Genomic DNA, 24,015 nt, shown 5'->3' with positions numbered 1-24,015 from the left:
ACCGGATGCTCAGCTCTTATTATTTTATTCCCACTCAATCGTGGCAGGCGGCTTAGAAGTAATATCGTACACGATGCGGTTCACGTTATCTACTTCGTTGACGATGCGGACCGAAATTTTCTCCAGCACATCCCATGGGATACGTGCCCAGTCAGCGGTCATGCCGTCGATGGAGGTTACCGCACGAATGCCTACGGTGTAAGAATAGGTGCGCTCGTCACCCATTACGCCAACACTCTTCATGTTAGGGAGTGCAGTGAAATACTGCCAGATCTCACGGTCGAGACCCGCCTTGGCAATCTCTTCACGTAGGATATAGTCGGAATCACGGACGATGGTCAGCTTCTCTTCAGTCACTTCACCCAGTACACGAATCGCCAGACCCGGACCCGGGAAAGGCTGACGCCACACGATCGCATGCGGCATGCCCAGCTCTTCGCCCAGCTTACGGACTTCATCCTTGAAGAGGGTGTTCAGCGGCTCAATCAGACTGAATTTCATATCTTCCGGCAGCCCGCCCACATTGTGGTGCGACTTGATCGTCTGCGCCGTTGCTGTTCCGCTCTCTACGATATCGGTATACAGTGTACCTTGAGCCAGGAACGCGAAGTCACCCAGCTTGGCCGATTCTTCGTCGAAGCAATAGATGAACTCGTTGCCGATGATTTTACGTTTTTGTTCGGGATCGGAGACACCGGCCAGCTTGCCGAGGAAGCGGTCACGGGCGTCGATTTTGACCACATGGATATCGAACTTGCCGACAAAAGTCTCCATGACGCTCTCCGCTTCACCTTTACGCAGAAGGCCGTGGTCGATGAACATACAGGTCAGCTGATCGCCGATCGCACGGTGAATCAGCATCGCCACAACAGAGGAATCCACGCCGCCGCTGAGTGCGCAGAGCACTTTCCGGTCGCCGACCTTGTCACGGATATCCTTAACGGCATCCTCGATGAACGACTCCATCGTCCATTTGCCCTCGCAGCCGCAGACCTCGTACAGGAAGTTCGAGATCATCTCATTCCCCTTCACGGAGTGGCGTACCTCAGGATGGAACTGAACGGCGAAGAATTTGCGTTCATCATTACTCATGGCTGCAATCGGCGCGCTCTCTGTACCGGCATCCAGCTTAAAGCCCTCCGGAAGCTCCACTACATGGTCGCCGTGGCTCATCCAGACGGTCTGTTTGCTATCAAGGCCCGCTGCCAGCACGGAGCTGGGTGCGAATTCCACATCTGCTTTGCCATACTCGCGCTTGGCGGAGCGTTCCACCTTGCCTCCCTGCTGCTGTGCCATCAGTTGCATCCCATAGCAGATTCCGAAGATCGGCAGCCCGAGCTCGTAAATCGCCGGGTCTACATGTGGTGCATTCTCCGCATAGACACTGCTTGGCCCGCCTGAGAATACAATCCCTTTGGGTGATAAGGCCTTAATCTTCTCCATCGGTGTATTGTACGGCAGAAGCTCGCTGTATACCCCCAGGTCACGAATTCTGCGCGCGATAAGCTGGTTATACTGTCCCCCGAAATCCAGAACAACGATTATTTCATTTGGCTTGTTCATTACTTGCCTCCCTTGATTATTGGATTCATTATACTCATGGTTAATTCTCAGCGTCAAGGAAATGGGGTCCCTCTGTTTCAAGGTTTTGGGATAGCTGTGGTAGGGGTGGAGGGAATACCTGCACAGTGCAAAGGTAGTGGAAACAGGCTCGTGGCTATGACTGTATGGAATACCTGCAGATGAGCAAATGTCTGCCGATTCACCGCTGCCGGGAGCCGACACCAAGTTATAGGGATAAAGAGAAGAATTGTAGCCGTGGCTGGCGGTGGATAGTGTCTGGCATGGGGAGCGTGGATTTAAATGTGGTCGGTTTTTCGATTACATTTGGCCCTCGTGCCCACGCAGCGCCGAATGTAGTCGGTTTTTCGATTACATTTGGTCCTCGTGCCCACGCAGCGCTAAATGTGGTCGGTTTTTCGATTACATTTGGCCCTCGTGCCTACGCAGTGCTAAATGTGGTCGGTTTTTCGATTACATTTGGAGCGGCAAGCTTAGCCGTCACAAAGACGTCCGCTGCAAATGAACGGACGCCGATTCTTAATCAGGTTAGATGGAAGGTGATCATCAGGCACCGGGCCATAAAAGCCTCTGCGTCCATGGTATCGGCAGCGCTGGGGGGCTTGGGGCTTGACGAGGGCAAGGCGGGCAACATCCGCGCAGAGTGCGACAAAGGCATGGCGTCTCCAGCGGAGCCCGACGCCGCCAAGGGCGCAGCACCGCCAGCAGAGCCCGACGCCGGCAAAGGCACGGCGTCTCCCGCGGAGCGTGCGGCCGCTAAAGGCACGCCGCCTCCGGCGCCGCCATACGCCAGGGTCTCCCACTGGCGTACAAACCCCCGGACGGCGGCGCGCAGCCGCCCGTCCTCGATAGCCAGGGAGTCTGCGTACTCCCTGGCGGTAACCCCGGGCAGCGGCGGCCCATAGCGCGCCGCCAGCCCGTGCCAGGCCGCAGCGGCGGCGCGCAGCTGCCGCTCACGGCCAAGCCTGCCGGCGCGGCGCACCGCCGGCAGCAGGGCCAGGCTGCGCCGCCAGCGGATGGCGGCAGCCAGCACCAGCGCCGCCAGCGCGAGCGGCGCAGTGTCCGGGCCGCCCGCCTGCGGCAGGGCGGCGGTGAGCGCGTCCGCGTGCAGCGCAGCGGAGCGGCGGGGGTCCGGCGGCGCGACGGCAGCCGCCGGGTCCGTAGCCGCCGCGCCGAGGGCAGCGGCGGCAGCGGCGGAGGGCGTGGGGTCGAAGGGGACCCAGCCCGCGCCGGGGAAATAGACCTCGACCCAGGCGTGGGCATCGCCGCCGGTCACGCTGTAGCGCTGCGGCACAGAACCGGGCACGGCGGTTCCCGGGCCGTAGCCCTGGACGTACCGCGCCGGAATGCCGCTGCTGCGCAGCAGGACCGTCATCGCAGTGGCAAAATGCACACAATAGCCCTGACGGGTCCCGAACAGGAAATCATCGGTGAAATCGGCACCGGGCGGCGGCAAGCGGGTCTTCAGCGAATAGGTATAGCCTTCCTGAAGATAACCTGCTACGGCTACGGCGGCATCGTAACGGCTCGCCGCAGCTGCGGTAAGATCGCCGGCCAGGGCACGCACTCTGGACGGCAGAGCAGCGGGGAGCTGCAAATACTGGCTGCGTACCCCTTCGGGATCACTCCCCTTCAGCTTCCGCAGCGCTACCGGATCGCTTGGCGGCAGAACAGACTTGACGGTATATTCCGTAACCCCTGCGGAGCTGTAGACTTCCGGCAGGCGGAAGCTGAGCCTGTCCGGGCTGGCCAGTACGTAACCCAGCTGGCTTCCGTCCGCAAGCCGGATGTTCTGTACGTCTGTTATAGCGCCTGCACTGAACAGCGGCATACCTCCAGCGGAAGGCGAGGCCAGCTGAATCCGCTGAATAAACGTCTGGCCCCCGGCTGATGCAGCATCTGCCAGAGCGGGCAGCGCCCCGGACAGCCGGGGCAGATTCAGCGCTGAATACGCGGCTCCGCTCCTGATCCAGCGGCGGCCGTCATAATACGCCATGCTTTCCCCCCGCAAGTAGTAGGGACGGGAAGCAGTGACCGTGAAGGCCGCCTCCCGGCTGGGAGTCAGGGGCATGCCAAGCTCTCTGTCCTCCATACTATAGCCGGTGCTGCCGGTGCCGGGTACGCCTGCCTCCTCCGGTCTTTGCGCCGCTGCCCAGTGCTCCAGCTTGTCCAGCACCGGCTGCAGCGTAACCGGGGCAGCCGGGCGCGCGCCCAGCCCTTGCCCGGCCATCCAGGCGGCCAGCGTTACCAGTACAGCTGCCGAGAATGCCCTGGCTCCCCAGCGGGCGTATGGAAGAACAGGCCTTTCTGTCCTCTCTTGCAGGTGGAGCAGCCCGCTTAAAGCCCGCAGCCACAGGATCAGCCCCGCAGTGACCAGGACATCCCCGGAAGTATTAACAGCATAGCCCATATCCAGCACCAGCAGATACACTAGCGTTACACCGGTGAACAGCGCAATACTTCCCCTGTACAGCGCGAGCTGCTGGACGGAGGACACCAGCAGCCCCCAGCCCAGCACCAGAATCAGCAGCCTGCTGTCCTCGCTTAATGCGGAGATCCGGCCAGAGAGCAGCAGCAGGGCATCCTGTCCACTTTTCTCCATGGCATAGACCTTCAGCCACACGCCCCCACCTTCCGCAGCAGCACAGAGGCCATACCAGGTCAAGAAGATTAGCAGAAGCTGCCCGCTTGCCTGGACAAGACGGGGCAACAGCAGACAGCCCCATGCGAGAAGTGCTGCTGCGGAGAGCATCAGGAGCCTCAGGAGCTGTGTATGGTCCGCTGCCGCAGGCAATCTGTAGAGCGGCAGCAGCCACAGCCCAAAGACGCCCATAATCGCCAAAGAGAACAGACCGCGATAATACAGAGGACTGTTCTCTCTTTTACCTGCGGAGCTGTTCTCTGCAAGGTCTGATTCCTCCATCCCTGCCGCTGTAAACATGATGCTTCCGTAGCGGCGATGCCCGCTGTGGGTTGAGCCCTTCGGACTGGCGCTATCCGTACCCGCACTAGCAGGAGGTGGAGTTATCCGGGAATCCATCAGGCTCCGCCCCCTTGTACCCTTGTGCAGGAGCAGCATAGCCCAGACAGTGAATCCTCGCGCCAAGCCGCATCAGACTTCCCGCAATCGTATCCGAGGCAGGCGGTCTGCTGTTCCCGTAAGCTGCGGGATCATGCTGCCCGGTTGTTTCCCACCCCTCCGGTGCCAGCCTGCTGCTGCGGGATAGCTCCGGCAGCGTCCCCGCTGCTCCGGCCGGGCTCCGCACAGGACTACCCGGAGTCCGGCTCGGAGAAGGCTGGTCCCAGACATAATACAGCTCCACCCTGATTCCTTGAACCAGGAAGCGGGCCAGCGTTCTCGCTGACTCCTCCTCCAGCCTGCCGGTAACGACCGATACCGTCATCCCGGGAATCCAGCTCTGTGACGCATCCTCCAGCAGTCTGCTGAGACTCTGTGAACCGGATGGGGCAATCTCTGTAAGCAGATCCCGGACCCTCCCGGGGATCTGGCCCAGTCCCTCATGTCTGGCCATTCCTTCCGGCCAGCCGCCGCTGAAGAGCTGGATGTAGCTGCCGGTACGCTCGGCAGAGAGCAGCAGCCCCATCGTAGCCGATACCGCCTGTTCAAAGGCCGGGATCACCGACCTCCGCTGGCTGCGGGGAGGGTGCGCACCGCCGGGAATCTCGTAATCCGCCGGACTGCTCGCAAGCACGATGCAGGTCATCTGCCCCGCTTCACGTTCCGGCACTCTGCTCTGCAAATTGCCTTTACGGGCGCTGCTCTTCCAGTGAATCCGGCTGAACGGATCACCCGGCGCATAATCACGGATATCCGCTGCTTGCGGGCTGCTGTGGTTCCCCCGCCCGGACACATGGTCTCCCGGCAGCAAGCCGGTATCCGGCACAACTGTGCCCATATATAACGCCCTTGGCAGCACCTTGAAGTCCGCCTTGCCGCCCGGCTGGCAGCCGCCGGTGAACAGCCCCGGCAGATCTCCCCAGGTTACACTGCACCCATGAAGCTGATGTACACCCCTTGGAACGGACAGCAGCTCATAAGAATATTTGAAGGAACGCCGGAAGCCGGGAAACAGCAGCTCCTGATGGCTGCCCCCGCTCCAGTAATCGGTCACAATCATCCAGGGCAGCGGGATTCTGGCGGCAAAAGAAATTTGAACTTCCACAACGGCGTCATCCCCCGCAGACAGACGCCCAGGAACAATCGTACGCTGGACACTAACTCTCCGGGGACCGCAGAGCTGCATCAGCAGGCCGCCGGACATGACCACTCCGCCGGCTGTCAGCAGCAGCAGGAGCGATTCTCCGCCGCGCCACATATACAGTCCTCCGGTAACCGCCATCAGGAGCAGCATTCGCCCCCACTCCTTCGCTGCGCGGCGGACGCGCTTCCGGGGGAACCCGGCTATCTCTGCATTCCCGTACCTGTTCTGCTGTGAATATACCTGTGATTTTGGATCTGTCAATGATGATGAGGACAACGAGGACACCCTTCCATGGTCATAGACTAGCCCCCTGACAGCCTGTACTTTCTCTGGCTATACTACTTGCTGAGGCCTGTTGCTATCTATTCTTTCCACGAAAAAGGATGCCCAGACATTTAACAGCCGCTTTTCCGCCGCTTCCGCTGCCTTCCACCAGTTCTCCTAGCTTTCCTGGCCCTCCCTGCTCTCCTTGCCGTCCCCTCCGTCCAGCCCTCCTCCAAAACGGATATCCGCCTTAAGCTGCAGTAACCCTGCGCTCCTCTGCATTAACAAAGGCTTCCGCACCCGGATGACCTGCCGCCTCAAGCAGCATACGCAGGGGTACCCAGAGGGAGGAGCCTTGGAGCTGCACCTGTGCCGCCCTGTACTCTGCTGTACCGTCCGGCCAGTAAATGCCAACCTCCTGCTTCTGTGAGTCTAACGTCATGCTGCGGCCGTTCCAGCTTACAGCTGCGCTGCGGGTGTCCGCATCCCAGCCGACCCGCCCGCCCAGCCGTTCCACGGTGGCGCGTAGCGGAACATAGTACTGCCCGTCCTGGAGACGGTACTCTCCGGGCTTCAGCTTGATCTCCATCCGCCCAATCTCAAGCGCAAGCGCCTTGCCTGGTGCAAACAGCTCCGCATTCGGAGCAATATTGGCCGATATCCAATCCTGTGACGGCTTGCTCCGCTGAAGCGAGGCTGCCTTGGAGGACACCCTGAACTGTACGGGATCACTCTGCGTATCCAGAACGCCGAACTCATAACCGGCCGCTCTGTAGCGTTCAATAATGGCAGGCAGCGCCTTGGCACTCTGTTCATGGCCTGATCCGTCATGCAGCAGCAGCACCACACTGGCGGAGTTCAAGTCAGCCACAGATGCCTGCACAATCTCCGCAGCGGGCACTCCCCGGCGGCGGGAATCTCCGCTGTCCACAGTCCAGTCCATCACCCGGTAGCCTGCCTGCTTCAGCAGATTGAAGTATGTACTGTCGAAATGGCCGAACGTGCCGCCCGGCGCACGGACCAGTTGCGGACGGACGCCTGTGATCTCACGTACCGTTTCCTCCGTCTGTTTGATTTGACGCCAAAATTCCGTGAAGCCGCTATATAAATCATGATAGTTATGATTATAGGTATGGTTGCCGATAGCATGCCCCTGCTCCCAGATGGCGTGGATCAGCTCGGGACGCCCTGCGGCCTGATCCCCCAGCACGAAGAAGGTAGCCTTAACCCCCTGTTCCTGCAATATGCTAAGCACCTTGGGAGTAACTGCGCTTGGCCCGTCGTCAAAAGTCAGATAGACCACCTTCTCCTTACGGTGACCGGCTGCTGGAGCAGCTTTCCCCGCAGCAGCAGCTACTTGTTGTATAGCGGGAGCAGGACGCTCTGCATCTGCCTTAGGGGTTGAACCGCCCGAAATATGCGGCTGCCGTGATTCTGCGGTTGTCATTCTGGCCGCTGCCGGAGGCAAATCTTGCACCGGGACAGCCGGAGCATTATTCTTAGAGAGTAGAGGTAACGCACTGCCTGCTTCAGCCTGCAGGGAGTACGTAATCCGCGAACCGGATGAATTCCCCTGCCCTCCATAGGCTGACACACCCAGACTCAGCACAACAGCAATAACAAGCAACCCGCAGATCATGATGCGGCGGATAGGATTTTCCAGATTGTCCTTCATCTTCTCTACCTCCAGCATTCTATTGGCGCACCCGCACCATTTGGTAGATTGTATGAAGACAAGCTTCAGAATAGAATAGGCGCGCAGCCTTTGGAGAGTGAAGAATCTATGGATATGCTGAAATGGATACAAGAATTGTTTGCGAGCTATGGTTATAGCGTATTGTTTTTCGGGCTTTTGCTCGAATTTATCGCCCTGCCTTTTCCCGGGGAGACCACGATGGCCTTCGCAGGATTTCTCTCTTTCACGGGGAGGCTGGATTTCTTCACCCTGGTGATCGTAGCCTTCTTAGGGACTACAATTGGGATGACCATTACATATTTCATCGGGCTCAAGGCCGGTCTGCCCTTTATCCAGCGGTACGGCAAATGGTTCATGTTCTCTCCGGCCAAGCTGGAAAAGACGCAGCGCTGGTTCGAGAAATACGGCAGTGTGCTGATCTCCATCGGCTATTTCATCCCCGGCGTCCGCCACTTCACCGGCTATTTTGCCGGGATTATTGCCCTGCCCTTCCGTAAATTCGCTATGTATGCCTATGGGGGAGCAATATTCTGGGTAGTGTTATTTCTCGGAATCGGCAAAATCTTCGGCCCGCAGTGGATGGGCATCTTCCACCTGATCGAATCCTATGCCCTCTGGATCGCAGTAAGCGTGCTGGCTATTGCCGCGCTGATTGTCATTTACCGTTACCGGGCTGCCATTTCTCTCCGGCTGCGCCGGCGCAAGCCAGTGGCTACGCTTGATGCCAAGGTCCAAGTGAAGGTCAAAGAGACCTCCAAGACCCGCTGACTATAGCCTCACCTAACGTCTGAAAGAAGGTATCCCTGTGAAAATAGACCGTCTGCTCTCCATTGTCATATTGCTGCTTAACCGGCCGCTGATTCAGGCCAAGGAGCTGGCCGATATGTTCGAGGTCTCCGTGCGTACGATTTACCGCGATATAGACAGCATTAACAGCGCTGGCATCCCTGTAGTTACCTATCAGGGGGCAGGGGGCGGCATCGGCCTCATGCAGGGCTACCGGCTGGACCGCAACGTATTATCGCAACGCGAGCTGGCCGACATTTTCAGTGCGCTGCAAAGCGCCTCCTCCATCGGCGGAGAGGGCCATCAGCTATTGATGGAGAAGATCAGCAGTGTTGTCCCTCCCTCCCAGATCTCCGCCTTCCGCAGCAAAACCACGCAAATGATCGTCGATTTCTCCCCCTGGGAGCTGACAGCTCCGCTGGAGGAGCGGCTGGACCTCCTTAAAGAAGCCTTAGAGGAGGAGGTCATGGTCACTTTTGAATACATAACTGCCGAAGGCAGGGTAAGCCAGCGTACGGTCGAGCCCTATACGCTGGTCCTCAAGGGACAATTCTGGTACTTATACGGGTTCTGCGAGGAGCGTCAGGATTTCCGCCTCTTCAAGCTGCTGCGGATGAAAGCGCTAGTGAAGAAGAACAGGCACTATATCCGCCAGGATATTCCTCTTACAGAGCTGCCGTGGAGTAGTAGCTGGAAGGAACCGCAGAATCTCACACCAGTCAAGCTGCGTTTCACGCCGGAAGGCAAGCATCTCGCCGAGGAATACTTCGACTGTGAGACGCTCCAGCGGGATGATACCGGCGGATACACCCTAACGCTCCAGTACCCTGAGAATGACTGGCTATACGGCTTCCTGCTAAGCTTCGGAACCGTCCTGGAGGTGCTGGGACCGGAGCACATCCGCCGCAGATTAGGCGAGGTGGCCCGCGGCGTCGCGGCGGTATATTCATCAGACTTGCCGGAGCGGCAATAAAACCCGAACCTAAGCATTTTCAATTCGCCATCGCATGACCATCTTTCCACCCCACCCGCATTCAAGCATGTACAATCTTTTTCCATCCGCATCCGAACCTGAATCCATGTTGTCAGGTTTGCCGGTTTATACTCTAAGGGAGAAGCCGGTTTTTGACTGGGAGACTGGGGAGGATGAAGGACAGTGGGGCAATTCCACCCTAGTTTGCAGACGCAAAAAAGACGACCCGGCAACCGTTAACGGTTATAGCGGATCGTCTTTTTTTATTCAGGATTATGCTCTCTGTGATTTCGTCAGGTTGGGCTGCGGCTGTCCGCCTTCCGCTTCTTCCGTCTTGAGGAAGTCGGGCTGCGGAGAGGTCTTGCGGATGAACAGCGCCAGCACCAGGGCAACAACAGTCACCCAGGTTGCTACAGCGAAAGCATGGGTAATCCCGTTAATCGTTGCTTCCTGTGTAAGCTTCAGCATCGCAGCCTTATCGGTCTTCGACACCGCACCGCTTACCAGTGCATCGGTAATGTTGCTCTTCGTACGGTTGGTCATCAGGCTGACGAACAGGGCCATCCCCAGTGCACCGCCCACGGTACGCAGGGTGTTGGACATGGCTGTACCATGAGAAGCCAGACGCTGCGGCAGCTGGTTCAGACCGGCGGTGACGATAGGCATCATCAGCATCGACATCCCGAACATGCGGGCCGTATACGTCAGGATCAGATGAGTATAAGTGGTAGTGGTGCTGATCTGGCTGAATTCCCAGGTCGTTACAGTGGTGATGGCAAGGCCGATAACCGCCAGCCATCTGGCTCCGATTTTATCAAATATAATTCCGGTGATCGGTGACATCACGCCCATCAGAACCGCACCCGGGAGCAGCATCAGTCCGGATTCCATCGGTGTAAAGCCGCGGATGGTCTGCAGATAGATCGGCAGCAGGATCATCCCTGCATACATAGCCATAGTGACGATAATGTTGATCACGGTAGTCAGGGAGAACATGTTGTAGCGGAAAATGCGGAACTCAAGCAGCGGCTTATCCGTGGTCAGCTCACGCCATACGAACAGCCCCAGGGACACGATACCCAGGATCAGGCAGAGAATAACGGTCGTGCTTCCCCAGCCGTCTGTTCCGGCATCACTGAAGCCGTAGAGCAGCCCGCCGAAGCCCAGTGTAGACAGAATCACACCCGGTTTATCCAGCTTCGGAGAAGTCAGCTTACCGACATTCTGCATAGTCTTCATGCCGAGCAGCATTGAGAAAATGGCCAGCGGAAGCACGATGTAGAACAGCACGCGCCAGGAATAGTTCTGCACGACCCAGCCGGACAAGGTAGGGCCGACAGCCGGAGCAAAAATCATCGCAACCGCCATCAGTCCCATCGCCTTGCCCCGTTCTTCAATCGGGAAGATACGCAGGAACACAATGTTCATCAGCGGCATCAGAATTCCGGCACCTACAGCCTGAATGACTCTGCCGACCATAATCATCTCAAAGCCTGTTCCTATTGCACAGACCAGTGTACCTATCGAAAATAACATCATTGCCGTCGTAAAGAGCTGGCGGGTCGTAAATTTCTCCACCAGATAGGCGCTGATCGGCACGAGCACACCATTAACCAGCATGAACCCTGTCGTCAGCCATTGGGCCGTATTGGCGAGGATATTCAGGTCCTCCATCATTTTGGGCAGCGCCACATTCATCAGCGTCTGATTGAGTAGCGCCACGAAGGCGCCGATCAGGAGCGCTGCGATAATCGGGCCTCTGCGGACCGTCTTAGACGGTGCATTACCGGCTGTAATTGTACTCATAGCTTCTTGTTGTCTCTCCCTTGTTCTAGAATTCGGATAATTTCACCATGCAGCCGCAGCAGCTCCTGTACATCCTCCGCAGGAATGTCTGCCAAGGGCTGCAAATGTCTTCGGAGTGACTGCCTGCTGAGCAGACGGATCTCCTTGCCTTTCTCAGTCATCGCCAGCTTAAATATTCGTCTGTCGCTCTGCGAGCGTTCTCTGGTAATCAGTCCGGCCTTCACCATCCGGTCCACTACACCGCTGGCTGCGCTGTTGCCCAGATGCAGAAGATCGGCCAGCTCCGTGATCCCGATATCTGGATGCAAGGATAACTTACGCAATACCATCAGTTGGGTAGATGTGATGTTAAGCTCCTCTGCATCCTTCCACAGAAGCTGCTGGAAATTATGGGTGATGCAGCGGAAAGAGGACAGAATATCGTCCAGTTGCTTTTCCTTTTCTTCCAAGCCTTATCCCTCCACAAGCATAATGCACAATAATACTTCGCATACGAACTATTTTACTATTTACCTATTTATCCGTCAATGGTTTTCTTGCAGAAATTTTCTGAAAATTACGGAAAGCGAGGATTAAACATGAATACAGAACAACGAAATCACTGGAACAGGCAGCATAAAATGTTGTCCAGGATCATCACCAAGCCGGAGGCGCATACTGAAGCAGTCGCTATCATTCTGGAGCTGCATACCTCCCTCTACGCCTCTGAAGAAGGCAACGGGGAACAGGCAACCTATGAGGATGCCTTATGGGACCAGCTGCTGGAGTCCACCGCGCGCAGCTACCCGGTGCAGACACCCGGCAGCCGTAATTCTATAGTCTGGCATCTGTGGCACAGTGCACGAATAGAGGATATCACCATGAACATCCTGGGGGCAGACCGTGAGCAGGTGCTATACTCCGGTCAGTATGCCCGGAGGCTGGGGGTTCCTTACGTTCATTCCGGCAACGGAATGAGTGAACAGGATGTTGCTACACTCAGTAGAGAGGTGAACCTCGGAGCGCTATCCGAGTACCGGCGCGATGTCGCCCGCAGAACACGTTCCATCCTATCCGCTCTGGAGCCGGGACAGCTCGGGATGAAGGCAACTCCGGCGCAGTTCGAGAGAGTCCGGGAGGAGAAAGCGGTACTCGACAGCGAGCAGTGGCTAATGGATTATTGGGGCGGCAAGACCTTTGCCGGTCAGGTACTGATGCCGGCCACCCGGCATAACTTCGTCCATCTGAACAAAGCGATGCGGGTGAAGCAGAAGCTGCAGAAGTGAAACGGGTGGATGATCCGGAGACTTCAGGGGCACTACTGCCCCTCATTTTGCTCCCTGGCTTCATCCATCCCACTCACCTTCACGCCAATCACATTGTGTTCGGTTTTTCGACTACATTCTCTCCACTTGCCTCCTGCGGGCCCCATGTGTTCGGTTCTCCACACACATGGGGGTTGAGCCCTGGAAGGCAAACAAGCGGACCGGAGTTTCCTCCGGTCCGCTCTTCATCTATTCAACCGCTGCTTATCCGCAGGCAGCTTGCTCTACCCCTGACATCCCACACTACCGGCCATGACTGGCACCAGCTGTGCCAGATCGTCCGCTGACGGCTGGGTACCGGCGGCGAGGCCGCTGGCAATCGACATCATCAGCTTGATCCGGTTGGCCTGATTGACCACGCTGACTCCGGCATCATAATCAATGGCGACGATGTTCGCACCAGGATATAGATCCTTAAGCCCTTTAATCATCCCGCGCCCGGTAATATGGTTCGGCAGGCAGGCAAACGGCTGAATGCAGGCAATATTGTTCACGCCGTTATCCAGCAGATCCATCATCTCCGCCGTCAGGAACCAGCCTTCGCCCATCTGGTTGCCTACCGACACGAGGCGGCTTGCCTTCTCGGCCAGACCGTAGATATTCTCCCGGCCTTTGGATAGTCCAGCCTGCTCCAGCGCTACCTTGACCGGCTTGCGGTAGATTTCGAGATAGGAGATCAGCATGGGATTGATATAGCCCAGCCGCTTGCTTTTGCCGAATTGCTCGGCCTTGTAGATCGGATTGTAGACACAATAGAAAATAAAGTCCAGGAAATCAGGCATCACGGCCTCTCCGCCCTCCGCCTCTATCATGTCGATGATATGATTGTTGGCATCCGGATGGAACTTGATCAGAATCTCCCCGACAATGCCCACCTTGGGCTTATCCGCTGAGATAACTGGCAGCCGCGAGAACCCGGCAACAATCTCACGGGTCAGACGCTTGTATTCACGGAACGAGAAGTTCGACAGGCTGCCCTTGCAGCGTCCCATTCCTTGGCGGAATAAGGCCTCTGTGCTTCCCGGCACCGCTTCATACGGTCTGAAGCGGTGCAGCAGGCGCATCATCAGATCTCCGTAGCAGGCTGCGGCGATCAGGCGGTTCGCCAGCTTCAGGCTGATGCGGAAGCCCGGCTGGTTCTCCATCCCGGAGGCATTCAGGGAGATCACCGGGATCTGCCCCAGATCGGCATCCTTCAGCGCCTTGCGCAGCAGAGAGATGTAGTTCGTCGCCCGGCAGCCGCCGCCGGTCTGCGACATGATTACAGCCGTCCGGTCCGGGTCATAATCGCCGCTCTTCAGTGCCGACAGCATCTGCCCGATCGTTACAATCGCCGGATAACAGGCATCATTGTTGACGTACCGGAGGCCTTCCTCCGTCTCCTGCGGACCGGTCGATTCCAGAATTTTCAGCCGGTAGCCCGCATCCTGGAAGACCCGTTCGAACAGTTCGAAATGAATCGGCGACATCTGCGGGGCAAGGATGGTATAGGTATCCTTCATTTCTTTGGTGAACGGCACATTGGCTTGCGGCTTGTAGAGCAGCTGCGGCTTAACCTCAACTCTCTCGCGCTCACGCATTGCGGCCTGGAGCGAACGCAGGCGAATCCGCGCGGCTCCGAGATTGCTGATTTCATCGATTTTGATGAGCGTATAGACCTTGTTGTGACGCTCCATAATCTCCTGAACCGCATCGCAGGTAATCGCATCGATCCCGCAGCCGAAGGAGGTGAGCTGGACCAGCTCCAGATCACTTCTTCCCGCTGCCAGCCGGGCCGCACGGTACATCCGCGCATGGTAGGTCCACTGGTTCACTACGCCAACATCCCCTTCGCTGCGGTCCAGATGGCAGATCGAATCCTCGGTCAGCACCGCAAGCCCCATACCGGTAATCATATCGGCAATCCCGTGGTTGATCTCAGGGTCGGCATGATACGGATGTCCGCAGAGCAGAATCCCCTTCGTACCTGTCTCCGTGAGGAAGACCAGCGTCTCCTCGCCCTTGGTGCGCACATCGTTCTTCGCCTGCTCCGCTTCCGCCAGTCCTGCCTGGACAGCAGACGCAATCTCCTCCTTAGGTACCTCGGCGAAGGTTCGCGCCAGCACCCGGGTCAGCGCCGGAATATCGTCGAAGGTCAGGAACGGGCTGACCAGCGGAACCCCCTGCTCCTTCAGACCGTCCATATTATTGCGGATCACCTCGGGGTAGGAGGCAACCACCGGGCAGTTGAAGTGATTCTGCGCCGCATCATCCTCCTTCTTCTCATACACCACCGCCGGGTAAAAGATGAAGTCCACGCCCTGGCCGATCAGCTGCTGTACATGCCCGTGGGCCATTTTGGCCGGATAGCAGATGGATTCCGAAGGAATGGTATCCATTCCGCTCTCATACAGCTTCTTACTAGACTTCGGAGACAGCACGGTCCGGTAGCGCAGCGAGGTGAAAAAGGTATGCCAGAACGGGTAATTCTCGAACATATTCATTGTGCGAGGAAGTCCAACCGTTCCCCGGAGCGCTGCCACTTCAGGCAGGCCCTCATACGCGAAGAACCGCTCATATTTATATTGCATCAGGTTCGGCAGCGTGTTCTTCTCTTTCTTGCCGCCTGCGCCGCGTTCACAGCGGTTCCCCGTCACATGGAAGCTCTTGTCCGGGAACCGGCTGATGGTCAGCGCACAGTTGTTGGCACAGCGGCTGCAGCGGCCTGGAGCGACTGAATACTGGAAGCCCTCCAGCTCCTCCGGTCCGAGAATCGTGCTGATTCCTTCCGGGGCAGCCTGTTCTCTGGCTATCAGCGCACAGCCGTAAGCGCCCATCACGCCGGCGATATCAGGTCTGACTACCGTTCTTCCGGTCAGCAGCTCAAAAGCCCGCAGGACGGCTTCATTGTAGAAGGTGCCGCCCTGGACGATAATATTCCGGCCCAAATCCTCGGGATTACGGATCTTGATCACCTTTTGCAGCGCATTCTTCACAACGGAATAGGCCAGCCCGGCCGAGAGATCAGCAAGGGAAGCCCCTTCCTTCTGAACCTGCTTCACCTTGGAATTCATGAATACAGTACAGCGCGAGCCGAGATTCACCGGTCCCTTCGATTCGAGTGCCGCAGCGGCGAACTCCTCTATGCCAAGCTCCAGTGCGGAAGCGAAGCTCTCCAGGAAGGAGCCGCAGCCCGCCGAGCAGGCCTCATTAAGCATCAGGCTGTCGATCGCTCCCCCGCGGATCTTGATGCACTTCATGTCCTGTCCGCCGATATCGAGGATGAAGTCGACCTCCGGCATGAACCGGGAGGCTGCCTTGTAATGGGCCACCGTCTCTACTTCTCCGCCATCCATCCGCAGCGCCGCCTTAACCAGACCCTCTCCATAACCGGTTGCGTAAGCTCCCGCAATGTAGCAGCCTGAGGGCAGAATCCGGTAGAGCTCCTTCAGCGCGTCCGTAACCGACTGCAGAGGATTGCCTCCATTGCTCCCGTAAAAGGTATGCAGAATCTCATCCGCCGCTCCGGTAACCACCAGCTTGGTCGTGGTAGAGCCGGCATCAATGCCCAGATAGACCGGCCCCCGGTAGGCAGCCAGCGCGGAACGCGGTGCTGTAGCCTGACTGTGACGAAGTCTGAACTGTGCCAGATCATCCGGCGCTCTGAACAGCGGCGCCAGCTCTGCATCCTCCGCGCGGTCCTGCGAGAAGTCTACAGCCATGATCCGGGCGATCCAGCCGCTGAGCGGCAGGAATACGGGATCTGACCCGGCAAGCGCCGAACCGATGGCGACGAAATATTGCGAGTGCTCCGGGAACAGCACCTCCTCCTCCTTCAGTCCAAGCGTCTCCGTGAACCGGTCCCGCAGAGCGGACAGGAAGGTCAATGGTCCCCCGAGAAAAGCAACACGCCCACGGATCGGCCGTCCGCAGGCCAAGCCGCTGATCGTCTGGTTCACGATGCTCTGGAAGATCGAGGCCGCCACATCCTCACGCCGCGCCCCTTCATTCAGCAGCGGCTGCACATCGCTCTTGGCAAATACCCCGCAGCGCGAAGCGATGGGATAGATCCGCTCATGCTTCACCGCAAGCGCATTCAGACCCGCAGGGTCCGTCTGCAGCAGAGAGGCCATCTGATCGATGAATGCCCCTGTACCGCCTGCGCAGGCTGTGTTCATCCGCTGCTCAATGCCGCCGCTGAGGTAGATGATTTTGGCATCCTCTCCGCCCAGCTCAATCGCGGTATCACATTCTGGAATCCGTCCGCTGATCGCCCTCGTGCAGGCAATGACCTCCTGGACAAACGGAATCTCCCCGAGCTTGGACAGGGACAACCCGGAGGAGCCGCTTACGGTGAGCGCCGCTTCACTACCTGTGAACCTCTGCTGCACCTCTGACAGCAGGGTAACTGCCGCCTTTTTTATATCACTGAAATGACGCACATAATCCTGATATATAATGATATCCCGTTCCATAACCACCAATTTGGCTGTAGTTGATCCGACGTCAAGCCCAATACGCAGTCTCTTCATGCCATCCCCCATACCTTGCTCCAAATTTGAAGTAATATGAGGCAACTATATCACGAGAGCGCCTGACTATAGCTGTTAGAAAAGTAACAGACAAATACAATTAATTACCAGCATACTTAATTATTTCACGATTTGTTCTAATGCGGCCTCCACATGGCCCTTCACTCTGACTTTTCGCCACTCCGCTCTCAGAATTCCTTCCTCATCAATCAGAAAAGTAGAGCGCACAATCCCCATGAATTCCTTGCCGTAGAGCTTCTTAAGCTGCCATACCCCGAACAATTCGCTCACCGTATGCTCCTCATCGGATAATAACGGAAAGGGCAGGCTATTCTTCGCAATAAATTTGCTGTGTGAGGCCAGCGGATCGGCACTGATTCCAAGAACAACCGCCCCATTCGCGGCAATCGTATCGTGGGCATCACGGAAATCGCAGGCCTCCTGGGTGCAGGCCGGGGTACTGTCCTTAGGATAGAAATAGAGCAGCACCTTCCTGCCGCGGTAATCATTTAAGCTGATATTGCCCCCTGTTGAGGCAGGGAGTGTGAAGTCCGGAACCTTGTCACCTACTGTGATATTCATTTATTATTCACTCCTCTTAATGTGGTTGTTGATTTCTGAAATTGCGTGTCTTCCCAAAAGAAATTATAATGTAGAGAATGTGAACTGGAAAGGACGAACGAAATGCCACCAAGAAAGAACCGGCACGCCAAAGCCGGCAAGTCAAAGAAGAAAACGCTGCTCTGGACTCTGGCAATCATACTCCTTTTAATCATCGGAGGTCTGGTTTACTATTTCACTGCAATTTACAATCAGCTCGATAACCTCCACAAGACAGGTGAAGATTCTCCGTTCGCCAATGTTCCCACAGCCTCGGCGGAGGCGGTTAAGCCCCCTGTATGGGAAGGCACAGAGCCGGTCAATATCCTGCTCATGGGCGTGGATGCGCGCGGGGTGAAGAAGGGCGAGGTGCCGCGTTCCGACACTATGCTGGTCGCCTCACTTGATCCGGTGAAGAAGAAGTTCTATGTCTTTTCCATTCTTCGTGACACTTATGTTGACATCCCTGACCACGGTTCACAGCGGATCAATGCCGCCATTACCTATGGACCCAACACGGCGATGCAGACGGTCAGCGACCTGCTCGGTATCCCGATTCAATATTATGTCTATACCGATTTCCAGGGCTTCATGAAGCTGGTGGATGCTGTAGGCGGTGTGGATTATGAGGTCGAGAAGGATATGCGTTATACCACCAAGGCGGACGGGCCTGAGTTCGATATCGATCTCAAGAAGGGCTTCCAGCACCTGGATGGCAAAATGGCTCTGCAGTATGTGCGCTTCCGTCATGACGCGACCTCCGATTTCACCCGGACAGAGCGCCAGCGCGGCTTCCTTAAGGCTGTAGCAGATAAGGTGATCAGCACCACCTCCATTATCAAGCTGCCGACCATTCTTGGTGAGGTTACACCTTATATTGACACGAATCTTGATATTAGCGACATGTGGAAGCTCGGCGCTGTAGGCTATGACAGCTCTATGGGCGGCAGCGCGCAGATTCCGCCGATGAATCTGATCCGGGAGAAGACCCTCAAGGACGGCTCCCAGGTGATCGGGTTCAGCAGCGAGCGGGCGCTGAAGCAGTTCGTAGAGGATACGCTCACTGCACCCGAACCATCGCCAACTCCTGGAGCAGAGGCTTCACCGGGCAGCAGCCCTTCCACATCACCGGGAACAAAGTAACATCCAATATAACCATGCTTGGCACACGGGGCGGGCGGACAGCGGGAATCAGACGCGGTTCGCCCTTTCCCATGAGCGCAAGCCAAGAAGAAAGGAACATTAGCTATGAACCGCAGCACATCAGAACAGTTATACGAGGAAGCTCTCCAGCATATTGTCGGAGGCGTGAACAGCCCCTCCCGCTCCTTCAAGGCCGTGGGCGGAGGCGCCCCTGTCTTCATGAAACGCGCCGGAGGCTCACGCTTTTGGGATGAGGACGGCAATGAATATATTGATTATCTGGCCGCCTATGGCCCGATCATTACCGGACATGCCCACCCGCATATCACCGCCGCTCTTACTGAGGCCGCACAGAACGGACTGCTCTACGGAACGCCAACCCGGCTTGAGATCAAGCTGGCTAAGATGCTGAAGGAAGCTATTCCCTCGATGGACAAGGTACGCTTCGTCAACTCCGGTACAGAAGCCGTCATGACGACCATCCGCGTCGCCCGCGCCTACACGAAGCGCAGCAAAATCATCAAATTCGCCGGCTGTTATCACGGCCACTCTGACCTTGTGCTTGTAGCCGCAGGTTCAGGTCCATCGACGCTGGGCATCCCTGACAGCGCAGGCGTTCCGGCCAGTATCGCCCAAGAGGTCATCACCGTTCCCTTCAATGATCTGGATGCCCTGCGTGAAGCATTAGAGAAATGGGGCCAGGATGTGGCTGCTGTTATGGTCGAGCCGATTGTCGGCAACTTCGGTATGGTTATGCCGGAGCCAGGCTTCCTGGAAGGCTTATGCAAGCTGACGCACGAGAACGGCTCCCTGGTTATCTATGATGAAGTCATTACCGCCTTCCGTTTCCACTACGGCTCCACACAGACCTATGCCGGTCTGGCGAATCATGAGGAGATCATTCCCGATCTGACTGCCCTTGGCAAAATCATCGGCGGCGGGCTGCCTATTGGCGCTTACGGCGGCCGCAAGCATGTCATGGAGCAGGTCGCTCCGCTCGGTCCTGCTTATCAGGCCGGCACGATGGCCGGTAACCCCGCCTCGATCTCGGCAGGGATCGCCTGCCTGGAGGTGCTTAGCGCGGAAGGCGTCTATGACGAGATGGAGCGGCTGGCCATCCGCCTGACCGAAGGACTTCAGGCGTCCGCTGACCGTCACGGTATTCCACTAACCATCAACCGAATTCGTGGTGCATTCTCCACACATTTTTGCAGCCATCCCATTACGAATTATGAAGAAGCGCAGGATACCGATGGTGAACTGTTCGCCAGCTTCTTCCGGCATATGCTGAGCCGGGGCATCAACCTGGCCCCGTCCAAATATGAGGCGTGGTTCCTGACCACAGCCCACACGGATGCCGACATCGACCTCACCCTGGAGGCGGCAGAGGCTTCATTCGCAGCTATGGCGGCGGAGAAGTAATCGATTTTGACCCTATAGGAGAACCCCTGCCTTTAAGCGGCAGGGGTTTGTTTTTAATATATGAATAATAGCCTCAACTCTAGTGCTTCCTTAATCGATTTGAACGCTTTGGTAGCTGACAAGCTGCTCTTCTGACTTTTGGTCGGATTGGAGAAGAATATCGCGGATAAATGTTCCGACTGGTGATAGAAACAACAGTGCTTGGCGGGTCGGCAAATTTATTAGTAGGCCGAGAAACTTTGACACGCTCAATTAAAAAGGTCTCAGGATAGTACCATCTTCCGTGGTCACACTTGCTGATTCCAATTTGGATGTATGTATTGTCTGCAACATGCAAATTATAAATAATAATTTCAGAAGGAATTCGGGTTGAACCTGAAGGAACAAACTTGATTGCTAATGAGCCAACTCGGAGAAGTTCAGGCAAGTAATAAAAAAACAACATCTTGTCTTTCATCGGGTCCAACGAAACTCCATACGCACGTATAATTGCTTTGCTTGACCGCCCTTCACGAATCGCATTCCAACCGGCCATTCCCTTGTATTCATTCTTCACTTCCCGGCTGAGCCTTCGCGCCTGTTCAACAGTTTTTTTAAGGCCAAGTAAATGGCAGAATGCCTCTAAATTGAACTTCAATATTATTATTTCACCGCTTGCTAGACCAAATTCAAAGACATTTGGATATAGATGTTGGTAATATAAATCGCTTAGCGGCAGTAATTCGACATCCGTAAATGATGGTTTCGATTGAAGTGCGATAAGAGCTGCGGCAGTTAGCAATGATGTTCCCCCTAGAACTATTTTCTTAATAACAAAAATGCCCTGATGAGAAAGACATCAGAGCAATACATTATTATTAAAGGTAGCCGATTGGTGGTATTCCAGGATTTTATAAGACCCTCCCGCAGGGTACCGGACGCTACCATGTCCAGCTCGCTTCAAGCGACATACTTATATGATATTCCGTGAAACCAAGAATGATGATTACGTGGTAGCCGATTGGTGATATTCCAGGATTTTGTGAGACCCTCCCGCAGGGTACCGGACGCTACCGTGTCCAGCATGTATCTAAGAATGAGATACAACTTAATATTACTATACCCACTTTACATGATATTAGCACGGATTTCAATGAAATAATTTGTAAAAATACCCCAGATAAAATCACTGCTTATCATTCTCCCGCCATCCATACACAAACAACGCTGCCACCGTAAGCGGGGTCACCAGCCGTACGGCAAGCGGGATGCTCCCGCCCGTGAAGGCGACAACTACATAGCTTAATGTCTACTTGCTCTTCTGCTCATACAGGCTGCGGATCTCCACATCCTGCGGAAGCTTGAACGGGTTCTGCGGATTGATCCGGTCATAGAACATCGTTCCGTCCAGGTGATCCATCTCATGCTGGATGATGATCGCCTGATAGCCTTTGAATTTCTGGGTTACCACCTCGCCGTTCAGATCGAAGCCCCTGACCTTCACAGACTCATAACGCGGTACGAATCCGTGCACCGGCCGGTCCACAGACAGGCAGCCCTCGCTCTCCGGCAGATAGACCATTGCCATCGAATGGCTAATAATCTTGGGATTCACCCAGGTATATTCCACATTTTTGCCATTATCGTCCTTCAAAAACATGACAAACATCCGCTTCGATATTCCGATCTGGTTAGCGGATAAGCCTACCCCTGAACGCAGCTTATACTTGGCAGACATTTCGGCATCCTGACTGTTCTTCAGGAACTGCATCATGCTCTGCAGTACACCACGGTCTTCTGCCTGCAGCGGCAGCTGTACGGGTTCCGCTACCGTACGCAGGACAGGGTCGCCTTCCCGTATGATATCCTCCATCGTGATGATGTAATCAGCATTATACTTTGTACTAGACAACTGGGTTCATCCACCTTTTCCACTACGGGACTGATTTGATGATGCTATGGTTAGATTATGCGCGATTAAGGATTAATGAAAGCTGTCCGCAGCTTGCTGCTGTAATTCACATCGAAGCCCAGTCCGGTAGCGAGCGCGGCGAGCGGAAGATAGGTTTTATCCTCTTTGCCAACCTTATGCAGAAAAGCTGGAGTATCAATCGCTACATCCGCACCGTTCACCTTAATGGTCTTCGAGCCGATCGTAATAACCACCGTTCTTCCTCCGTAAATTACAGTCGCACTGGAGGTTTTGTTATCCCATTTGCCATCCGCACCCACTGCATTCAGAATATCCTTCAGCGCCAGAAAGTTCTGCCCGTTCTTCAAAATGGGCTTATTGGGCGTATTCAGTTCCTTCCCCTTCACAACGATGGACATCGGCGCTGTCTCCGAAGCCATCGCCGTTACTGCCGGCGTACGGTATTCCCCCCATTGCATTTCAGCGAATACAGTGGCAATCCGTTCATATCCAAGCTGCGTAGGATGGAAGTCTGCCGCCCCGGCTCCGATGATATGAGTTAGCGATCCCTCTACACCGGCGAACTTTGCGGCTACATGAGCTACCTTAAGCGGAGCGCCTGCCTGGTTCAGGGTAGCCGCGATATTCTCAGCCGCGATGGTGAACTGTGCAGCCGCATTCATCAGCTTGTCATACGAAGCCCCCAGGGCGATTTTCGGAGCAGGCTGATACTGGTCGGCCAGCAGAATGGTTGCCTGCGGATTCACTTCCCGGATATTCTTCAGCAGCGCTGTTACATTACTGCTGTATTCCGTCAGACGCTCCGCAAGCTGGGAAGCGAAATCGGCATCGGTCAGCGTCTTGTAATTCAAGAACAGACTGCTGACATCATTACCGCCGATGGTAATGGTAATCAGATCCGCCGCAGCGAGCTCCGTTCTAATCTGCGGGGCCAGCGCAGCAAATTGCAAGGTACGCGGATCAGACAGCCCCGGCTGAATGGCCTCCGGCGTAATTACCGCGCTGTCCTTAATCGCTCCGGTATATTGAAGGAGTCCCGCTGTCTTAAGGCCCAAAATGCCATAATTCTTAAGCTCACTTCTGCCGCGGTACCAGCCCTGCTCCAGTAATCGCTCAGCGTATCCGTACGGCTTCACGGAGGGATCAGTCATCCCCGGCTCATACCCGGCAGTAATAGAATCTCCAAGTGCCACGATGCGAAAGACATCCTGCTCCGTTCCTTGCGCCACGGCTGCTGCAGCGGCAACCGCCGGACCTGCATGCACATTGATTAATACGGTGAACAACAGCAGTCCGCTAGCAGAAGCTGATATTAACCTTCTCCATGTCTTCAGCATCGTATTCCTCCTAAATTAGTATAATTCTATTCTAACATCCCGCCCAGCTCCTGTGGAAACAGCTTTGCCGTCTTTTTATAGCAGATAACGTTTCAACAGCTGATCTTTGCGCAAAAGAGCGGTCTCCCGATAATTCGGAAAACCGCTCCTGTGGATAACAGCAGCTTATCGCTCTCCGCTGCCGGATTCTGAAGATTTCTTCGGTTCGCTAGTGCTGGGCGGACCGCTTGCCTGGTCTGAGCGCTTCACATATTTATCATACCGGTCATCCAGCTCATAGGCGATTTTGCGGTAACGAAGCGTCTCTTCGACTATGGGGTCAAGTGTAGTCTGTATGCGGATCTCATACTTGGGCGAAATCTGACGGATCTCCTTGGCCTGCCGGTCCGCCTGCTCCATCTCGCCGTCCTCCAGAAGCTCGCTTAGCCTCCGCTCCAGATCTTCATTCTCATTCATA

Annotated in this window: 17 protein-coding genes; 5 read left to right on the top strand and 12 right to left on the bottom strand. The window is 55.9% G+C overall.

What is annotated here, in order from left to right; all coding sequences use genetic code 11:
• Positions 1-24: 24 nt before the first annotated feature.
• The 4 genes from guaA to NST26_RS02540 form a co-directional block, all read right to left on the bottom strand.
• Positions 25-1,563 carry a glutamine-hydrolyzing GMP synthase gene (gene guaA, locus NST26_RS02555; protein WP_340978414.1) on the bottom strand — a complete coding sequence of 513 codons (1,539 nt, stop codon included), beginning with the start codon at positions 1,561-1,563 and terminating at the stop codon, positions 25-27.
• Between the two features lie 541 nt (positions 1,564-2,104).
• Positions 2,105-4,621 (bottom strand): transglutaminase-like domain-containing protein, encoded by a 2,517-nt coding sequence (locus NST26_RS02550; RefSeq protein WP_340978412.1) that lies wholly within the window; start codon positions 4,619-4,621, stop codon positions 2,105-2,107.
• A complete protein-coding gene (locus tag NST26_RS02545; protein ID WP_340978410.1) occupies positions 4,590-5,954 on the bottom strand; it encodes a DUF58 domain-containing protein in 1,365 nt (454 codons plus the stop codon). Before NST26_RS02545 ends, NST26_RS02550 begins: the two co-directional genes overlap by 32 nt.
• A 364-nt stretch (positions 5,955-6,318) precedes the next feature.
• The gene (locus NST26_RS02540) at positions 6,319-7,743 is read right to left on the bottom strand and encodes a polysaccharide deacetylase (protein ID WP_340978409.1); all 1,425 of its coding nucleotides are present in this window, start codon (positions 7,741-7,743) and stop codon (positions 6,319-6,321) included.
• A gap of 108 nt (positions 7,744-7,851) precedes the next feature.
• Here NST26_RS02540 and NST26_RS02535 point away from each other — a divergent pair, with 108 nt between their 5' ends.
• Both NST26_RS02535 and NST26_RS02530 read left to right on the top strand, forming a co-directional pair.
• Entirely contained in the window at positions 7,852-8,532 is a 681-nt protein-coding gene (locus NST26_RS02535; protein WP_339253397.1) for a DedA family protein, read from the top strand.
• A 37-nt stretch (positions 8,533-8,569) separates the two neighbouring features.
• On the top strand, positions 8,570-9,523 hold the full coding sequence (locus tag NST26_RS02530; protein ID WP_340956289.1) for a helix-turn-helix transcriptional regulator: 954 nt from the start codon (positions 8,570-8,572) through the stop codon (positions 9,521-9,523).
• Between the two features lie 273 nt (positions 9,524-9,796).
• On the opposite strand, the gene NST26_RS02525 is transcribed toward NST26_RS02530, so the two are convergent.
• Positions 9,797-11,329, bottom strand: coding sequence for a DHA2 family efflux MFS transporter permease subunit (locus NST26_RS02525; RefSeq protein ID WP_036723809.1), 1,533 nt, complete (start codon positions 11,327-11,329; stop codon positions 9,797-9,799).
• Positions 11,326-11,778, bottom strand: a complete 453-nt coding sequence (locus NST26_RS02520) for a MarR family winged helix-turn-helix transcriptional regulator (protein WP_036723807.1) — start codon at positions 11,776-11,778, stop codon at positions 11,326-11,328. The genes NST26_RS02525 and NST26_RS02520 overlap by 4 nt, the downstream gene beginning before the upstream one ends.
• A 129-nt stretch (positions 11,779-11,907) precedes the next feature.
• On the opposite strand from NST26_RS02520, the gene NST26_RS02515 reads away from it, so the two are divergent.
• Positions 11,908-12,594, top strand: coding sequence for a hypothetical protein (locus NST26_RS02515; protein WP_036723805.1), 687 nt, complete (start codon positions 11,908-11,910; stop codon positions 12,592-12,594).
• A gap of 263 nt (positions 12,595-12,857) precedes the next feature.
• Here the strand turns inward: NST26_RS02515 and NST26_RS02510 are convergent, their stop codons facing one another.
• Both NST26_RS02510 and bcp read right to left on the bottom strand, forming a co-directional pair.
• Positions 12,858-17,144: an acyl-CoA dehydratase activase-related protein gene (locus NST26_RS02510; protein WP_340978407.1), complete on the bottom strand. Its 4,287-nt coding sequence runs from the start codon at positions 17,142-17,144 to the stop codon at positions 12,858-12,860.
• Positions 17,145-17,264: 120 nt separating this feature from the next.
• Entirely contained in the window at positions 17,265-17,726 is a 462-nt protein-coding gene (gene bcp / locus NST26_RS02505) for a thioredoxin-dependent thiol peroxidase (protein ID WP_340978406.1), read from the bottom strand.
• Positions 17,727-17,828: 102 nt separating this feature from the next.
• Here bcp and NST26_RS02500 point away from each other — a divergent pair, with 102 nt between their 5' ends.
• Both NST26_RS02500 and NST26_RS02495 read left to right on the top strand, forming a co-directional pair.
• Complete coding sequence (locus NST26_RS02500; protein WP_051477898.1) at positions 17,829-18,887, top strand: LCP family protein; 1,059 nt, start codon at positions 17,829-17,831, stop codon at positions 18,885-18,887.
• A 105-nt stretch (positions 18,888-18,992) separates the two neighbouring features.
• Positions 18,993-20,309, top strand: a complete 1,317-nt coding sequence (locus tag NST26_RS02495) for a glutamate-1-semialdehyde 2,1-aminomutase (protein ID WP_036723801.1) — start codon at positions 18,993-18,995, stop codon at positions 20,307-20,309.
• A gap of 79 nt (positions 20,310-20,388) precedes the next feature.
• Here NST26_RS02495 and NST26_RS02490 read toward each other — a convergent pair whose 3' ends face one another.
• The 4 genes from NST26_RS02490 to NST26_RS02475 form a co-directional block, all read right to left on the bottom strand.
• Positions 20,389-21,090 carry a PBECR4 domain-containing protein gene (locus NST26_RS02490; RefSeq protein WP_339312632.1) on the bottom strand — a complete coding sequence of 234 codons (702 nt, stop codon included), beginning with the start codon at positions 21,088-21,090 and terminating at the stop codon, positions 20,389-20,391.
• A gap of 507 nt (positions 21,091-21,597) precedes the next feature.
• Positions 21,598-22,161 carry a peptide deformylase gene (gene def / locus NST26_RS02485; RefSeq protein WP_340958159.1) on the bottom strand — a complete coding sequence of 188 codons (564 nt, stop codon included), beginning with the start codon at positions 22,159-22,161 and terminating at the stop codon, positions 21,598-21,600.
• 104 nt (positions 22,162-22,265) lie between these two features.
• On the bottom strand, positions 22,266-23,558 hold the full coding sequence (locus tag NST26_RS02480) for a stalk domain-containing protein (protein WP_340956301.1): 1,293 nt from the start codon (positions 23,556-23,558) through the stop codon (positions 22,266-22,268).
• A 165-nt stretch (positions 23,559-23,723) separates the two neighbouring features.
• Positions 23,724-24,014, bottom strand: a complete 291-nt coding sequence (locus NST26_RS02475) for a hypothetical protein (RefSeq protein ID WP_036723798.1) — start codon at positions 24,012-24,014, stop codon at positions 23,724-23,726.
• Position 24,015 lies beyond the last annotated feature (1 nt).

The sequence above is a fragment of the Paenibacillus sp. FSL R7-0128 genome, from assembly GCF_038002245.1.
Lineage (GTDB): Bacteria > Bacillota > Bacilli > Paenibacillales > Paenibacillaceae > Paenibacillus_AQ > Paenibacillus_AQ silagei.
Note: the sequence above shows the minus strand (reverse complement) of the source record. Positions and strands in the feature narration are given on the sequence as shown.

What these genes read in the sequence shown, in the direction of transcription:
- NST26_RS02525 (WP_036723809.1), bottom strand. Translation starts at nt 11,329, where the DNA reads ATGAGTACAATTACAGCCGGTAATGCACCGTCTAAGACGGTCCGCAGA.
- NST26_RS02540 (WP_340978409.1), bottom strand. Translation starts at nt 7,743, where the DNA reads ATGAAGGACAATCTGGAAAATCCTATCCGCCGCATCATGATCTGCGGG.
- NST26_RS02475 (WP_036723798.1), bottom strand. Translation starts at nt 24,014, where the DNA reads ATGAATGAGAATGAAGATCTGGAGCGGAGGCTAAGCGAGCTTCTGGAG.
- NST26_RS02510 (WP_340978407.1), bottom strand. Translation starts at nt 17,144, where the DNA reads ATGAAGAGACTGCGTATTGGGCTTGACGTCGGATCAACTACAGCCAAA.
- NST26_RS02495 (WP_036723801.1), top strand. Translation starts at nt 18,993, where the DNA reads ATGAACCGCAGCACATCAGAACAGTTATACGAGGAAGCTCTCCAGCAT.
- guaA (WP_340978414.1), bottom strand. Translation starts at nt 1,563, where the DNA reads ATGAACAAGCCAAATGAAATAATCGTTGTTCTGGATTTCGGGGGACAG.
- bcp (WP_340978406.1), bottom strand. Translation starts at nt 17,726, where the DNA reads ATGAATATCACAGTAGGTGACAAGGTTCCGGACTTCACACTCCCTGCC.
- NST26_RS02535 (WP_339253397.1), top strand. Translation starts at nt 7,852, where the DNA reads ATGGATATGCTGAAATGGATACAAGAATTGTTTGCGAGCTATGGTTAT.
- NST26_RS02500 (WP_051477898.1), top strand. Translation starts at nt 17,829, where the DNA reads ATGCCACCAAGAAAGAACCGGCACGCCAAAGCCGGCAAGTCAAAGAAG.
- NST26_RS02515 (WP_036723805.1), top strand. Translation starts at nt 11,908, where the DNA reads ATGAATACAGAACAACGAAATCACTGGAACAGGCAGCATAAAATGTTG.
- NST26_RS02545 (WP_340978410.1), bottom strand. Translation starts at nt 5,954, where the DNA reads ATGCTGCTCCTGATGGCGGTTACCGGAGGACTGTATATGTGGCGCGGC.
- NST26_RS02480 (WP_340956301.1), bottom strand. Translation starts at nt 23,558, where the DNA reads ATGCTGAAGACATGGAGAAGGTTAATATCAGCTTCTGCTAGCGGACTG.
- NST26_RS02550 (WP_340978412.1), bottom strand. Translation starts at nt 4,621, where the DNA reads ATGGATTCCCGGATAACTCCACCTCCTGCTAGTGCGGGTACGGATAGC.
- def (WP_340958159.1), bottom strand. Translation starts at nt 22,161, where the DNA reads ATGGAGGATATCATACGGGAAGGCGACCCTGTCCTGCGTACGGTAGCG.